The sequence below is a fragment of the Arenivirga flava genome (assembly GCF_030161575.1).
Classification (GTDB): Bacteria; Actinomycetota; Actinomycetes; order Actinomycetales; family Microbacteriaceae; genus Arenivirga; species Arenivirga flava.
In genome coordinates this window covers 2562758-2575552 of record NZ_BSUL01000001.1, presented here as the reverse complement: position 1 = coordinate 2575552, position 12795 = coordinate 2562758, and the positions used below count along the sequence as shown (strand labels likewise).

Sequence of the window (12795 nt, the reverse complement as noted above, 5' to 3'; positions counted from 1 at the left end):
TCCTCACCGCTCGAAGCGGGCGGCGAGATCGCGACCGGCGCGCTCCAGCCAGCGCACCGCATCCGCTCGGGCTGCATCGCCCGAGCCGGCCAGCTCGGTGAGGGAGAGCGCGTCAGCGAAGCCCTCGGTGGGCGCCTCGATGGCGCCGGCGACGAGCAGGGTCGCAGCGCCCGCGTCCGAGGCGATCGAGCGGATGTAGCTGGGCACCTTGCCCACCGCGGACTGCAGGTCGAAGCGCCCCTCCCCCGTGACGACGGCCCGGGCGCCGCGCATCGCCTCCGCCGCGCCGAGCGCCTCGCCCACGGCGCCGGACCCCGGCGTCAGGTGCGCCCCCCAGGCCAGCAGGCCGTAGCCGGCGCCGCCCGCCGCGCCGGTGCCGGGAGCCTCGGCGTCCGCGTGCAGCAGCCCGGCGAAGCGCGCGAGGTTGGCGTCGAGCACGGGCACGTCCTCGGGCGTCGCGCCCTTCTGCGGCCCGAAGACCGCGGCAGCGCCGTCCGGCCCGAGCAGCGGGCTCGTCACGTCGCTGAGCACGGTGACGCCCCCGACCGGCGGCGGGCGCAGGCCCTCGAGCTCGACGCTCGCGAGCTCGGCCAGGCCGCGGTTGCCGAGGGGCACGGGCGCGCCGCGGGCGTCGAGGAAGCGAGCGCCCAGCGCCGCGAGCGCCGCCGCGCCGCCGTCGGTGGACGCGCTGCCGCCGATCGCCAGCACGAGCCGCTGCACCCCCGCGTCGAGCGCGTCGGCGATGAGCTGCCCGAAGCCGAGGCTGTGCGCGTCGTGGGGCAGCAGCGGGTCGAGCAGGGTGATGCCGCTGGCGTTCGCGAGCTCGACGACACCGGTGCCGTCCGGCAGCAGCAGCCACTCCGCCCGCAGCGTGCGACCGTCCGGGCCGGTGACGGCGAGCGGACGGCGCTCCGCGCCGGGCACCGCCGCGGCGAACGCGTCCACGCTGCCCTCGCCGCCGTCGGCCATCGGCAGCAGCACGACCTCGTCGCCGGGGCGCCCGGCGAGCCAGCCGCGCCGCAGCGCCTCCGCGGCCTCGAGGGCGCTGGCACTGCCCTTGAACGAATCGGGGGCGATGACGATCCGCGCTGAGGTCATGCCCTCAGCGTGCCATAGGCGGGGCTCGCCGAGCAGGCGGCCGCGAGGGGACGAGCGGATGCAGGCCGGCGGCCCGCATCCGCTCGCGCGGTCTCAGAGCCGGTCGAGCGCCTCGAGCAGATCGCCGAGCAGGTCGTCCACGCCCTCGATGCCGACCGAGAGGCGCACCACGTGCTCCGGCACCGCCAGCTCGGTGCCGCGCACCGAGGCGTGCGTCATCTCGTGCGGGTAGCTGATGAGCGACTCCACGCCGCCCAACGACTCGGCCAGCTGGAAGACCGAGGTCGACTCGGCGAAGCGGCGCGCGGCCTCGGGTCCGCCTGCGATGGCGAGCGAGATCATGCCGCCGAAGCGCCGCATCTGCTTGGCCGCGAGCTCGTGGCCCGGGTGCTCGGGCAGGCCCGGGTAGTAGACGCGCTCGATGGCGCGGTGCTGCGCCAGCCGCGCGGCGATCACCTCGGCGTTGTCGCTGTGGCGCTCCATGCGCACCGCGAGCGTCTTGATCGAGCGCACGGTGAGCCATGCCTCCATCGGCGCGGAGATCGCCCCGGCCGCGAACTGCACGAAGCCGGCCTTCTCGGCGATCTCGGCGTCCGAGGTCACCAGGGCGCCGCCGAGCACGTCGGAGTGCCCGCCGAGGTACTTCGTCGTCGAGTGCACCACCACGTCGGCGCCGAGCGCGAGCGGGTTCTGCAGGTACGGCGAGGCGAAGGTGTTGTCGACCACCACGACCGCGCCGGCCGCGTGGCCGATCTCGGCGAGCGCCGCGATGTCGCTGATCTTCATGAGCGGGTTGCTCGGCGTCTCGACCCAGAGCACCTTCGTGGACGGGCGGATGGCCGCGCGCACCCTCTCGAGGTCGCTGAACTCGGTCGTCTCGAGCTCGACGCCCCAGGGCGTGAACATGCGGTTCACGAGGCGGTGGGTGCCGCCGTAGACGTCGTTGCCCATCAGCACGTGGTCGCCGGGGCGCAGGATCGCGCGCAGCAGCGCATCCTCCGCCGCGAGGCCGGTCGCGAAGCTCAGCGCGTGCGAGCCGCCCTCCAGCGAGGCCAGCTGCGTCTGCAGCGAGTCGCGCGTGGGGTTGCCGCCGCGCGCGTACTCGTAGCCGCCGCGGAAGCCGCCGATGCCGTCCTGCACGAAGGTGGAGGACTGGTAGATGGGAGGGATGACCGCCCCGGTCGTCGGGTCGAAGTCCTGCCCGGCGTGGATGGCGCGGGTGGAGAAGTCCTGGGTCATGCGAGTCGCTTTCCGTTCGAGGGCCGCTCCCCGTGGGAGAGGAAGGCCAGCAGGTCGGGTCGGGTGAGCACGGAGACGGGCTTGCCGTCCTCCGTGACGAGCAGCGCGTCGGCCGAGGCCAGCGCCTCGCGGGCCTGCTCGAGCGAGGCGTTGATGCCGATGAGCGGGAACGTCGTGCCGAGGTGCTGCGAGACGGCGTCGCCCATCGCCGCCGTGCCGGTGAACACGAGGTCGAGCAGCTCGCGCTCGCTGAGCGCGCCCGCGACCTCGCCCATCACCACGGGCGGCTCGGCGCTGAGCACGAGCAGCTGCGAGACGCCGTAGCGGCCCATCGCCTCGACGGCGTCGTGCACGGTCTCGGACGGATGCACGTAGACCAGGTCCGGCACGCCCGGTGCCTTCGCGTCGAGCACGTCGCGCACCGTAACCTGCTCGCCGACCGGCGCGAAGCCGTAGGACTGCATCCAGCGGTCGTTGAAGATCTTGCCGAGGTAGCCCCGCCCGCCGTCCGGCAGCAGCACGACCACGACGTCGTCGGGTCCCAGCCCGCGCGCCGCCTCGAGCGCGCCGACCACGGCCATGCCGCTGGAGCCGCCCACGAGCAGGCCCTCCTCGCGGGCGAGCCGGCGGGTCATGGCGAAGGCCGCGGCGTCGTCGACGGCGATGATCTCATCGGGCACCGCGGGGTCGTAGGCGCCGGGCCAGAAGTCCTCGCCGACGCCCTCCACGAGGTAGGGCCGGCCGGTGCCGCCCGAGTAGACGCTGCCCTCGGGATCGACGCCGATGACCCGCACGCCGCCCGCCGAGGTCTCCTTGAGGAACCGCCCGGTGCCGCTGATGGTGCCGCCCGTGCCGACGCCGGCCACGAAGTGCGTCACGCGCCCCTCGGTGTCGCGCCAGATCTCCGGGCCGGTGCTCTCGTAGTGGCTCAGCGGCCCGTTCGGGTTCGCGTACTGGTTCGGCTTGAACGCGCCGGGGATCTCGCGCGCGAGCCGGTCGCTCACCGAGTAGTAGCTCTCGGGGCTGTCGGGGGCGACGGAGGTGGGGGTCACGACGACCTCGGCGCCGTAGGCCGTGAGCACGTTGCGCTTGTCCTCGCCCACCTTGTCGGGCACGACGAAGACGCAGCGGTAGCCGCGCTGCTGCGCGACGAGCGCCAGGCCGACCCCGGTGTTGCCGCTCGTGGGCTCGACGATCGTGCCGCCGGGCCGCAGGTGCCCTCGCGCTCGGCCGCGTCGATGATGCGGGTCGCGATGCGGTCCTTCGCACTACCGCCGGGGTTGAGGTACTCCACCTTGACGAGCACCGTGGCGGCGATGCCCTCGGTCACGCGGTTGAGCTTGACCAGCGGGGTGTCGCCGACGAGGTCGACGACGGATTCTGCGTACTGCATGGAGGATGCTCCTGTGCTGCTGATGGCTGCGGCTTCCGGGCTCCGCCACTGCGGAGGATGCGCGGTTCACGCCGCCGACGGGATGTGAGGGTCGGGGCGTCAGGAACGACAACAGCGCAGTGCGAGCACGGGTCGAGCATAGCCTTCGGAACCCCTCGGCGTCCTCTCGGAATAGGTCCCGGCCCCATGCGATTGAATGGGATGACATCCCGACACCCCACCCCACCCCATCCGGAGATCGCGAACGTGGCCAAGAGCAGCGCCGAGAACGAGAACCTGACCGTCAAGCAGCAGCGCGAGGCGCGCCGCCAGCAGAAGGTCGCCCAGCTGAAGAAGCAGCAGGCCAAGGAGCGCCGCAACCGCGTCATCGCGATCGCCACGGGCTCCGTGGCGGCCGTCGCCGTGGTGGCCGTCGTCATCGGCATCGTGGTCTCGAACGCCACCCGCGTCAACTACGACGCGAGCCTCGCGGCCGACGAGCGCGCCGCCATCACGATCGCCGGCGAGGAGACGTACGCGAACCTCACCAACATGCACATCGACGGCGGCGAGGGGCTCACCGAGTACCCGGACGGCACCGTCGACTACGCCGAGAAGTGGGGCATGGAGGTGCCCGCCGGCGGTGACCACCTCTCGGCGTGGCTCAACTGCGGCGTCTACTCCGAGCCGCAGACCCCCGAGAACGCCGTGCACGCGCTGGAGCACGGTGCCGTCTGGATCATGTACAACCCGGACGAGGTCGATGCCGCCACGGTCGAGGACCTGTACGGGCGCCAGGTGCCGTCCTCGAAGATCATCATCTCGCCGGTCGAGGACCTGCAGGCCCCGATGGCCGCCTCCGCCTGGGGCGCCGACGTGCTGCTCGACGGACCGGAGGATCCGCGCCTCGAGGAGTTCATCACGAAGTACTGGCAGTCGGGCCTCGTGCCCGAGCCGGGTGCCTCGTGCTCCGGCGCGCTCGAGGGCCCGGGACGCGTCGCCTGATGACCCCGCGGGTCGATCCCGAGTCGCTCAGCGACGCCGAACTCGACGCCGCGATCGACGAGGGAGCCGCCGGTCGATCCGACCGGCGGCTCCGCCGCGTCATCGCCGTGGCGGTGGTCGGGGTGCTGCTCTTCGCCGGCGGTCTGCTGCTGGGCCGGGTGAGCCTGCCGCAGCAGATCTCCGTGCCCGGTGACACCAGCGCCGAGGCCGGCTTCGCCCGCGACATGCAGGAGCACCACGCGCAGGCCGTCGAGATGGCGCAGCTCGTCTACGACCGCAGCGACGACGAGGGCATCAGGCTGCTGGCCTACGACATCCTGACCGGCCAGACCCAGCAGATGGGCCAGATGTACGCCTGGCTCGACACCTGGGGGCTGCAGCAGGCGCCGTCCGAGCCCTCCATGACCTGGATGAGCCGGCCCACGCGCGATGGTTCGATGGGCGACCACGGCCACAGCACGGCCGCCGACGAGCCGATGCCCGGCCTCGCGACCTTCACGCAGATGCAGGCGCTGCGCGACGCGACCGGGGTCGACGCCGAGGTCCTCTTCCTGCAGCTCATGACCGCGCATCACGTCGGCGGCATCGAGATGGCGCAAGCGATCCTGGAGCGCTCCGATCAGCGCGAGGTGGTCACGCTGGCCAGCCAGATGATCCGAACGCAGGAGGGCGACCTCGCTGCGATGCGCGACCTGCTCGATCAGCGCGGGGTTAGGGTCGAACCCTCGGTCTCCTGACCGCACGCGAGAGGGGCCGGATGCAGTGCATCCGGCCCCTCCGCCGTTCCCGGCGTCAGCCCTTCGTCGAGCCGGCCAGCAGGCCGCGCACGAAGTAGCGCTGCAGACCGAAGAACACCAGCAGCGGCACGATCAGCGAGACGAAGGCGCCCGCGGTGAGCAGGTGCCAGTCGCTGCCCCGGCTGCCCGAGAGCTCGGCGAGGCGCTGCGTGAGCGGCGCGACGTCGACCGTGCCGCCCGAGAAGACGAGCGCCACCAGCAGGTCGTTCCACACCCAGAGGAACTGGAAGATGCCGATGCTCGCGATCGCCGGCAGGGAGAGGGGGATGATGATGCGGGTGAAGATCTGCGTGTGGCTCGCGCCGTCCACCCGCGCCGCCTCGATCACATCGCCCGGGATCTCCGAGATGAAGTTGTGCAGCAGGAAGGTCGCCAGCGGCAGGCCGAAGATCGCGTGCGCGATCCAGACGCCGATGAACGAGCCGTTGATGCCCATGTTCGTGAAGATCTGCAGCAGCGGGATGAGCGCCATCTGCAGCGGCACGATCTGCAGCGCGAACACCGTCACGAACAGCGGACCGGACCCCCTGAACGGGATCCACGCGAAGGCGTACGCCGCCATGAGCGCCAGGGCGAGCGGGATGAGCGTGCCCGGGATGGCGATCACGAGCGAGTTCACGAAGTACGAGCCGAGGCTCGCGGAGCTCGCGCCCTGCGAGAACAGCACCGATCCGTAGTTCTCGAGCGTGAACGCGGGGTTGGCGAAGATCGTCCACCATCCGCTCGAGTTCACCTCCGACTCGGGGCGGAACGAGCTGATCAGCAGGCCGAAGGTGGGTAGCGTCCACACCACGGCGATGACGATCGCTGCGGTCGTCGCCCACCTGCTCGTGAGCTTCTGCTTCACCCGCCCCGTCTTCGTGCGCGGCTTGGCGTCGACGGTCGTCTCACGGGCGGCGCGACGGGAGACGTTCGGCACGGTCGTGGCCATCAGCGCACCTCCTTCTGCTTGCGCATGACGCGCACGTTGTAGATGACGATCGGCAGCACCATGACGAAGAGCACGAGCGCGAGCGCGGCGCCCTGCCCGGGCTCGCCGAGCCGGAACGCCTGCGAATACATCTCGTTCGCCACGACGCTGGTCTCGTACTGACCGCCGGTCATCGTGCGCACGATGTCGAAGACCTTGAGGGTCGCGATGGTGATCGTCGTCACGACGACGACGAGCGACGAGCGGATGCCGGGCACGGTCACGTTCCAGAAGATCTTCCAGGCACCGGCGCCGTCGAGACGGGCCGCCTCGACGATCTCCGGCGGCACGCCCTTGATCGCGGCCGAGAGCACGACCATGGCGAATCCGGTCTGGATCCAGATCATGACGACGATGAGGAAGAGCGTGTTCCAGGGCGAGTTGATGAGGAACTGCTGCGGCTCGGCGCCCGTCCAGACCAGGATCTGGTTGAGCAGGCCGATCTGCTCGTAGCCGGGCGAGCGGTACTCGTAGACGAATCGCCAGATGATGCCGGCGCCCACGAACGAGATCGCCATCGGCAGGAACACGAGCGACTTGAGGATCTTCTCGCCGTGCGACTTGTCGATGAAGACGGCGTAGGCCAGGCCGATCGCCGTCGAGAGCGTCGGCACGAGCACCACCCAGACGACCGTGTTGAGCAGCGTCGTGAGGATGGTGGACTGCGTGAACATCCAGACGAAGTTCTGCAGGCCGATGAAGGTGCCGCGCCCGTCGGTGAAGGCGGTCCATCCGGTCTGCAATGCCGGCCAGACGAGGCCGATCGCGAGCAGGATGAGGGCGGGCGCCACGAAGACGGCCAGCTGCACCTTGTCGCGCCCGCGCTTGGGCGCCTTGTCGGCGAGGAAGAGGATCAGGCCGACCACCGCGAGGAAGACGGCGACGCCGATGCCCAGCAGGCCCAGCTTCTCGCCGATGTCCTGCAGCAGTCGGTACGTTGCGAGGTCCATGGTGCTCCTTCCAAGAGGAGAGCGCGGGGCGCCCGACCGTCGCATCGACGGTCGGGCGCCCCGGACGCTCGCTACGGCCAGGTGGCGTCGATGTCTTGCAGCGTCTGCGTCGTGTCCTTGCCGCCGATCCAGTCGACGAGTCCGGTCCAGAACGAGGCGCTGCCCACCGCGGCGGGCATGAGGTCCGATCCGTCGAAGCGGAAGACGGTGTCCTCGCCCTGCAGGATCTCGATCGACTGGCGACCGATGTCGCTGCCCGCGACGGCCGGGTCGAGGCCGTTGTTGGCGCTGATCACGCCGCCGAGCTCCACGCGGATGTTCGCCCACTCCGAGGAGGAGAGGAACGCCTGCAGCGCCGCGGTCTCCTCGTTGTCGTTGAACGCCGCGACGAACTCGCCGCCGCCGGTCACCGATGCCGGGTCGCCCTCGTTCACCGGCGGGGTGAGGAAGGCCCAGATGTCGCCGTCGGGGGCCACCGTGGTGCCCTCGGGCCACTGCGCCTCGTAGAAGGAGGCCTGGTGGTGCAGCGAGCAGTTGTCCTCGAGGATCGGCAGGCCGCCGTCGTTGAAGGTGGTCGAGTTGATGGACTCGACGCCGCCGTAGCCGCCATTGACGTACTCCGGGTTGCGCAGGATCTCGCCCGCGCTCTCCCAGGCCGCCGAGATCTCGGGGCTGTCGAAGGGCAGCTCGCCGGCGACCCAGGCGTCGTAGGCGTCCGGGCCCGCCTCGCGCAGCACGAGGTCCTCGATCCAGTCGGTGCCCGGCCAGCCGGTGGCGTCGCCGGAGCCGAAGCCCACGCACCAGGGGCGGTAGGTGTCGGTGTTGTTCTCGGCGAGCTGGGCGGTCAGGTCCATGAGGCCCTGCCAGGTGGTGGGCACCTCGACGCCGAGCTCCTCGAACTGCGCGGGCGAGTACCAGATGTAGCCCTTCACGCTGGCCATGAGCGGTGCCGCGTAGAAGGTGCCGTCGACGGTGCCGTACTCCTTCCAGGCCTCGGTCCAGTACTCGTCGACGTTCGCCTCGACCTCGGCGGGGGCCGCCACGACCGCGCCGGTGCTCGCGATGCGCTGCAGCAGTCCGGGCTGCGGGAAGATCGCGAGGTCCGGGGCGTCGCCGCCCTGCACCCGTACGTTGATCTGGGTCTCGAACTCCTGCGAGCTGACGAGGTTCACCTCGGTCTCGGTGCAGAAGCTGTAGGCGTCGACGCTCTCCTGCAGCTGGTCCGCCTCCACGCCCGCGATGGTCGTGTAGAGCTCGACCTCGCCGCCGGGCGTGCCGTACGCCTCGTAGTCGGCGCAGTCGATCTCCTCGCCGCCGGGGCCCGTGGGCGGCGCGCAGGCGCTGAGCGCGAGCGCGGCGACGGCGATGCCGACGACCGGGACGGCCGTGCGACGGATTCGGGTGGTCTTCATTGACGTTCTCCTCTAGCTCGAGCGAGACCGCCACCCCGGTGGTGCGATTCGGTGCCGGGTGTGCGCGGTCCTCGAGTCTTCGCCGGTAGAAGCCGTGATGCGACCTGCTGCATCACGCCGGCGTGACCCCTCTGGTCGAGGCTATTGCGCCCGCCGGAGGGGGCAAGAGAGCGCGACCATCCGCCGATCACGGTCGGGCAACGAACGCTGCACGCGACCTGGGGGATGCGCCCGGGAACGCGAAAAGGGCCCCCGCCGGAGCGGGGGCCCTTCCACGATGCGCTGGTGCGCGGGGGTCCTTACTTGAGGCCCACCGTCGCGCCGGCCTCCTCGAGCTTCGCCTTGGCAGCCTCGGCGGCGTCCTTGGCAGCCGCCTCGAGGACGGTCGCCGGGGCGCCGTCGACGAGCGCCTTGGCCTCGCCCAGACCCAGCGAGGTGAGCTCGCGCACGGCCTTGATGACCTGGATCTTCTTGTCGCCGGCCGACTCGAGAACGACGTCGAACTCGGTCTTCTCCTCGACCTCCTCGGCGGCGGCGGCCGGGCGCCAGCGGCGGCGACGGCGACAGGGGCAGCGGCGGTGACCTCGAAGGTCTCCTCGAACTTCTTCACGAACTCGCTGAGCTCGATGAGGGTGAGCTCCTTGAACGCCTCGAGCAGCTCGTCGGTCGACAGCTTCGCCATCGTGTTCTCCTTAGATAGGGGGTTTGTTGTCGTGGGACCGGACCAGGCGGATGCCTAGTTGCCGGCCTCCTGCTTCTCACGCAGCGCGTCGACCGTGCGAACGGCCTGGGCGAGCGGAGCGTTGAACAGGTACGCGGCACCGAAGAGCGACGCCTTGAAGGCACCGGCCAGCTTGGCCAGCAGCACCTCACGGCTCTCCAGGTCGGCGAGCTTGTTCACCTCGTCCGCGGAGAGCGGGTTACCGTCGAAGTAACCGCTCTTGATCACGAGCAGAGGGTTGGCCTTGGCGAAGTCACGCAGCGACTTCGCGACGGCGACGGGGTCGCCGTGCACGAAGGCGATCGCGGAGGGACCGGCGAGCTCGTCGTCGAACGACGAGATGCCGGCGTTGTTCGCCGCGATCTTCGTGAGCGTGTTCTTCACCACGGCAAAGGTCGCGTCTGCAGCGATCGACTTGCGCAGCGTCTTCAGCTGCGCGACCGTGAGACCGCGATACTCGGTGAGCAGTACGGCGGTCGAGCTCTGGAACTTCTCCGTGAGCTCGGCGACCGAAGCTTCCTTGTTCGCCATGGCACTCCTTTTCCTTGTCACCCGCGGCGGATGCCGCTGGTGGCCGCCGACCGGTCCGCTTCGAAGGACTGGGCAAAGAAAAAGCCCCGGCGCAGAGGCTCAGGGCTGAGGATGACACGAGGTCTTCGACGTTCTGTTCCACCTGCGCAGGCGTCCGATTCGATTCGGACCTTCGCTCCTCTGCGCGAGCGCAGCGGAGACCGGCGGTCTTTGGCTTCGAGCACTATACGACACGCCCGGGCCGGAGCGCAAGTCGCCCCGGCGCGCTCACCCGGCCGGCAGCGCCATGCGGAACTCGGTGGCGCCGGGCTCGAAGTCCACGTCGATGCGCCCGTGGTGCGCCTGCACGATGGCCGCGGCGATCGCGAGGCCCAAGCCGGAGCTGCCCGCCTTGCGCGAGCGGGAGGCGTCGCCGCGCACGAAGCGCTCGAACAGCGAGGGGAGGATGCCCTCGGGGATGCCGGGACCGTCGTCGGCGACGCTGACGACCACCTCGTCCGCATCCGCTCGCAGCCCGACGCGCACCGTCGTGCCCTCGGGGGTGTGCACGCGGGCGTTCGTGAGCAGGTTGACGACGACCTGCTGCAGGCGCGGGCCGTCGCCGGTGACGGTGAGCGGCTCCTCCGGCAGGTCGAGCTGCCAGACGTGGTCGGGGCCGGCGGCCTGCGCGTCGCTCACCGCGTCGATGAGCAGCGCCGTGAGGTCGACCTCGGCGCGGCGGATCTCGCGGCCCTCGTCGAGGCGGGCCAGCAGCAGCAGGTCCTCGACGAGCTCGGTCATGCGCAGCGACTCGCTCTCGATCCGGCCGATCGAGTAGACGACGTCGTCCGGCAGCTCGTGGCCGCCGCGGCGGGTCAGCTCGCTGTAGCCGCGGATCGACGCCAGCGGCGTGCGCAGCTCGTGGCTCGCATCCGCCACGAAGCGGCGCACCTTGTTCTCGCTCGCCTGCCGCGCCTCGAGCGCGCTGCCGATATGACCGAGCATGCGGTTCACCGCGGCGCCCACCTGGCCCACCTCGGTGCCGGGATCGGTGTCGCCCTCGGGCACCCGCACGCTGAGCGCGACCTCGCCGCGGTCGAGGGGCAGCTCGGCGACGTGCGAGACCGTCTCGGCCACGCGCTGCAGGGGGCGCAGTGCGAGCCGGACGATGACGGTGGCCGCGATGGCGGCCAGGATGAGGCCGGCGAGGATGACGAGCACGATGGCGGTCGTGAGCGCCGCAGCGGTCGCGTTGACGTCGCGCATGGGGAGCCCGACGACGAGCGAGTCGCCGTTCTCCGTGGTCGCCGCGAGCAGGCGGTACTCGCCGAGCTCGCCGCCGAGGTCCGTCGAGACGGGCTGGCCGTCGCGGGCGGCGTGCAGGGCCAGCTCCATCTGGTCAGCGGTGCCGACCGAGGCCCCCTTCGGCGCGACGATGAAGCCGCGCATCCCGTAGCCCTCGCTGTCGATCACCGCGATCGTGCCCAGCGGCTGCCGGGCGAGCAGCTCGTCCGCGGAGGGGAGCGATCCCCCGTAGCCGTATGGGCCGACGTTGTCGCGGCTGAGGGCGACCGCGGCGGCGAGCTGCTGGTCGAAGCGGCTCACCAGCACGCTCTCGAGCGTCACGACGCTGACGGTGCCGATGGCGGCGCCCAGGACGGCGAGCAGCGCGACGATGCTCACGACGAGGCGCCGGCGCAGCGTCCAGCGCACCCGCCGTCGCGGCGCCTCCGTCGTCACTCCGGCGCCTTGATCATGTAGCCGACGCCGCGCACGGTGCGGATCATCGGCTCACCCAGGGTGTCGATCTTCTTGCGCAGGTAGGAGATGTAGATCTCGACGACGCTCGACTTGCCGCCGAAGTCGTAGCTCCAGACCCGGTCGAGGATCTGTGCCTTGCTGAGCACGCGGCGCGGGTTGCGCATGAGGTAGCGCAGCAGCTCGAACTCGGTCGCGGTGAGCTCCACCGGCACCCCGCCGCGGTGCACCTCGTAGCTGTCCTCGTCGAGCACCAGATCGCCGACGATGAGCTGCGGGTCGTCCTCGCGCACGCCGAGCAGCGTCGAGCGGCGGATGAGGCCGCGCAGCCGGGCCACGACCTCCTCCAGGCTGAAGGGCTTCGTCACGTAGTCGTCGCCGCCGGCGGTGAGGCCGGTGATGCGGTCGTCCACGGAGTCCTTCGCGGTGAGGAACAGCACCGGCACGTCCTGGCCGTTCTGGCGCATCCGCTGCAGCACGGTCAGCCCGTCGATGTCGGGCAGCATGATGTCGAGCACCACCACGTCGGGCTTGAACTCGCGCGCGGCGGCGAGCGCCGAGTGCCCGTCGCCGGCCGCCTTGATCTCCCAGCCCTCGTAGCGCAGGGCCATCGAGAGCAGGTCGGTGAGGCTCGCCTCGTCGTCCACGACGAGCACGCGGATGGGGGTGCCGTCGGCGCGCGTGAGCGCCGCGCGCGGCGCACTGGGGGCGAGGTGTCGGGAATCGGTCGCTTCGGTCACGATTCCGAGTATCCGCGCATTCCTATGAACCGGCTGTGGTGAGGCTATGCCGCATCGTGGCTCATATGCGCTTCATAGCCCGCGCTCGGCGGCCGGTCGGTCGCTGGGTGCGCTTCAGCCGAGACTGCCTCGAAGTCCGCAGATCGGCGCCTTCGTGCTGCTCTCTTCCGCCGAGAGCGTCACGAACCCGCCGATCTGCGAGGGCGCGAGGCGAGGGGCGGGG

Annotated in this window: 10 protein-coding genes and 2 pseudogenes; 2 read left to right on the top strand and 10 right to left on the bottom strand. The window is 70.9% G+C overall.

All coding sequences use genetic code 11. From position 1 onward, the window contains the following. Positions 1–3: 3 nt before the first annotated feature. The 3 genes and pseudogenes from QQK26_RS12450 to QQK26_RS12440 form a co-directional block, all read right to left on the bottom strand. Positions 4–1098, bottom strand: a complete 1095-nt coding sequence (locus tag QQK26_RS12450; protein ID WP_284233218.1) for a glycerate kinase — start codon at positions 1096–1098, stop codon at positions 4–6. A 93-nt stretch (positions 1099–1191) separates the two neighbouring features. After that, positions 1192–2337, bottom strand: coding sequence for a cystathionine gamma-synthase (locus QQK26_RS12445; protein ID WP_284233216.1), 1146 nt, complete (start codon positions 2335–2337; stop codon positions 1192–1194). After that, a pseudogene (locus QQK26_RS12440) lies at positions 2334–3730 on the bottom strand (cystathionine beta-synthase). The gene QQK26_RS12445 and the pseudogene QQK26_RS12440 overlap by 4 nt, the downstream one beginning before the upstream one ends. A 246-nt stretch (positions 3731–3976) precedes the next feature. On the opposite strand from QQK26_RS12440, the gene QQK26_RS12435 reads away from it, so the two are divergent. Together QQK26_RS12435 and QQK26_RS12430 are read left to right on the top strand one after the other, a co-directional pair. Beyond that, positions 3977–4714, top strand: coding sequence for a thioredoxin-like domain-containing protein (locus tag QQK26_RS12435; protein WP_284233214.1), 738 nt, complete (start codon positions 3977–3979; stop codon positions 4712–4714). Beyond that, positions 4714–5451: a DUF305 domain-containing protein gene (locus QQK26_RS12430; RefSeq protein ID WP_284233213.1), complete on the top strand. Its 738-nt coding sequence runs from the start codon at positions 4714–4716 to the stop codon at positions 5449–5451. The genes QQK26_RS12435 and QQK26_RS12430 overlap by 1 nt, the downstream gene beginning before the upstream one ends. A gap of 55 nt (positions 5452–5506) precedes the next feature. Here the strand turns inward: QQK26_RS12430 and QQK26_RS12425 are convergent, their stop codons facing one another. From QQK26_RS12425 to QQK26_RS12395, 7 genes and pseudogenes are all read right to left on the bottom strand, one after another. After that, entirely contained in the window at positions 5507–6442 is a 936-nt protein-coding gene (locus QQK26_RS12425) for a carbohydrate ABC transporter permease (RefSeq protein ID WP_284233211.1), read from the bottom strand. Continuing rightward, positions 6442–7431 carry a carbohydrate ABC transporter permease gene (locus tag QQK26_RS12420; RefSeq protein ID WP_284233209.1) on the bottom strand — a complete coding sequence of 330 codons (990 nt, stop codon included), beginning with the start codon at positions 7429–7431 and terminating at the stop codon, positions 6442–6444. Before QQK26_RS12420 ends, QQK26_RS12425 begins: the two co-directional genes overlap by 1 nt. Positions 7432–7502: 71 nt before the next feature. Then, complete coding sequence (locus QQK26_RS12415; RefSeq protein ID WP_284233206.1) at positions 7503–8843, bottom strand: ABC transporter substrate-binding protein; 1341 nt, start codon at positions 8841–8843, stop codon at positions 7503–7505. A gap of 299 nt (positions 8844–9142) precedes the next feature. Next, positions 9143–9525: pseudogene (rplL, locus tag QQK26_RS12410) on the bottom strand (50S ribosomal protein L7/L12). A 54-nt stretch (positions 9526–9579) separates the two neighbouring features. Then, positions 9580–10095, bottom strand: a complete 516-nt coding sequence (gene rplJ, locus QQK26_RS12405; protein ID WP_284233204.1) for a 50S ribosomal protein L10 — start codon at positions 10093–10095, stop codon at positions 9580–9582. Between the two features lie 267 nt (positions 10096–10362). Next, positions 10363–11814 carry a sensor histidine kinase gene (locus QQK26_RS12400; RefSeq protein WP_284233202.1) on the bottom strand — a complete coding sequence of 484 codons (1452 nt, stop codon included), beginning with the start codon at positions 11812–11814 and terminating at the stop codon, positions 10363–10365. Beyond that, positions 11811–12572, bottom strand: coding sequence for a response regulator transcription factor (locus QQK26_RS12395; RefSeq protein WP_284233200.1), 762 nt, complete (start codon positions 12570–12572; stop codon positions 11811–11813). Before QQK26_RS12395 ends, QQK26_RS12400 begins: the two co-directional genes overlap by 4 nt. Positions 12573–12795 lie beyond the last annotated feature (223 nt).

Excerpts from the sequence above, each read along its gene's own strand:
- QQK26_RS12450 (WP_284233218.1), bottom strand. The coding sequence starts at position 1,098 with ATGACCTCAGCGCGGATCGTCATCGCCCCCGATTCGTTCAAGGGCAGT.
- QQK26_RS12445 (WP_284233216.1), bottom strand. The coding sequence starts at position 2,337 with ATGACCCAGGACTTCTCCACCCGCGCCATCCACGCCGGGCAGGACTTC.
- QQK26_RS12430 (WP_284233213.1), top strand. The coding sequence starts at position 4,714 with ATGACCCCGCGGGTCGATCCCGAGTCGCTCAGCGACGCCGAACTCGAC.
- QQK26_RS12425 (WP_284233211.1), bottom strand. The coding sequence starts at position 6,442 with ATGGCCACGACCGTGCCGAACGTCTCCCGTCGCGCCGCCCGTGAGACG.
- QQK26_RS12420 (WP_284233209.1), bottom strand. The coding sequence starts at position 7,431 with ATGGACCTCGCAACGTACCGACTGCTGCAGGACATCGGCGAGAAGCTG.
- QQK26_RS12415 (WP_284233206.1), bottom strand. The coding sequence starts at position 8,843 with ATGAAGACCACCCGAATCCGTCGCACGGCCGTCCCGGTCGTCGGCATC.
- rplJ (WP_284233204.1), bottom strand. The coding sequence starts at position 10,095 with ATGGCGAACAAGGAAGCTTCGGTCGCCGAGCTCACGGAGAAGTTCCAG.